The organism is Streptomyces sp. NPDC054956 (assembly GCF_053609185.1).
In genome coordinates, this window is the sequence record NZ_JBSGXB010000650.1 from 1 (window position 1) to 1,249 (window position 1,249).

Annotated in this window: 1 pseudogene; it reads right to left on the minus strand. The window is 79.9% G+C overall.

Annotation, left to right across the window (positions count from 1 at the left end):
- A pseudogene (locus ACWGDE_RS39060) lies at positions 1–1,077 on the minus strand (hypothetical protein); the annotation flags it as partial.
- Positions 1,078–1,249 lie beyond the last annotated feature (172 nt).

Genomic DNA, 1,249 nt, shown 5'->3' on the forward strand with positions numbered 1-1,249 from the left:
CGGGGCCGCGCTGCCAGGGACAGCCCCGCCCGGGGCAGGTGCACCCTGGGCGAAGGCGCCCGGGGCCGGGCCCGCCTGGACCGCGCCGTCCGGGGCCGCACCGGCCGAAGCCGGCGGCCAGGCACCGACGTTGGCGCCCTCGCGGAGTCCCGCGCCGGAGGCCGCGCTGCCCAGGGGCACGCCTCCCGGGGCCGCACCGCCCGCAGCCTGCGGCCAAGCCTCGGGGTGGGCGCCGGCAGGGAAGCCGGCGGCCTGAGCCAGGTGGCGCTCGTCCAGGTCGGTCCGGGTCGGCGGCCAGGTGCCGGGTCCGCCGGGACCGTGCTCCACACCCGCCGGAACCTCTCCGTGGACGGTTGCCCACGCCTCGGCGGTACCTCCCGACGGGCCGCCGCCCCCGGCCACTTCCGGGCCTCCCGACGGGCCGCCGCCCCCGGCCGCTTCCGGGCCGCCCGCCGAGCCCTGCCCGTTGGCAACGATCACGCCGTACAGACCCAGCGGGCTCTGTCCCTGGCCGACGACTCCGCCCTGCGGGTCCGCGAAGCCCGGAGCCGAGCCCGCGGCCGCGTGCCGATGGACCGGCCCCGCGCCGAGGGCGGGAACGGAGTGCCCGAGGGCCTCGACCGGGGCCGCGCCGGACCAGGGGCGCGCCACGGCCGACGCCTCCGATCCCAGGACGCTCAGGTAGCCGAGCATGACGTCCCGCTGCGCCTGGACCAGTTCGCGTGAGCCGCGGAGGTACTCCAGGACCACCTGATCCCGGGGGTCGGTGGCACCGGACCGGAAGCCCCCGGCGGCCGGCACGCCGACCCCGGCCCGGATCAGATGGCCTCCTGCCGGACCCGACACGACCTCGGCGCCCCCGGCCCAACCGCCACCCGCGGCCTGGCCCCCTGCGAAGCCGGGCACCCCGCCCCATGGAGCGCCGCTCGCGGCCTGCACGAACGGGCCCTCCACTCCGGCCACCGGGTCGGCCGACCCGGCGCCCTCTGACCGGCCCCCCGCCACGCCGGGCGCGGCCTCCGCCGCCGTGGACGTGCGGTCAGCCGCGGTCCGGCCGCTGTTCTCAGCCTGGAGCATCTGGTGTCCTCCCGTGTCTTCTGCTGACGCCGACCGGTGGCCTGCGAGGGCCTGGTGACCGTTCACCGCGTGGGCCTGGTGGCCGTTGAGCCGCCCGCCGGCCGGAGCCGGGGCCGGAGCTGCGGACGCCTCCGGGGCCGCGCGCACCCCGGCGGCCGCAGCCGCCGCTGTG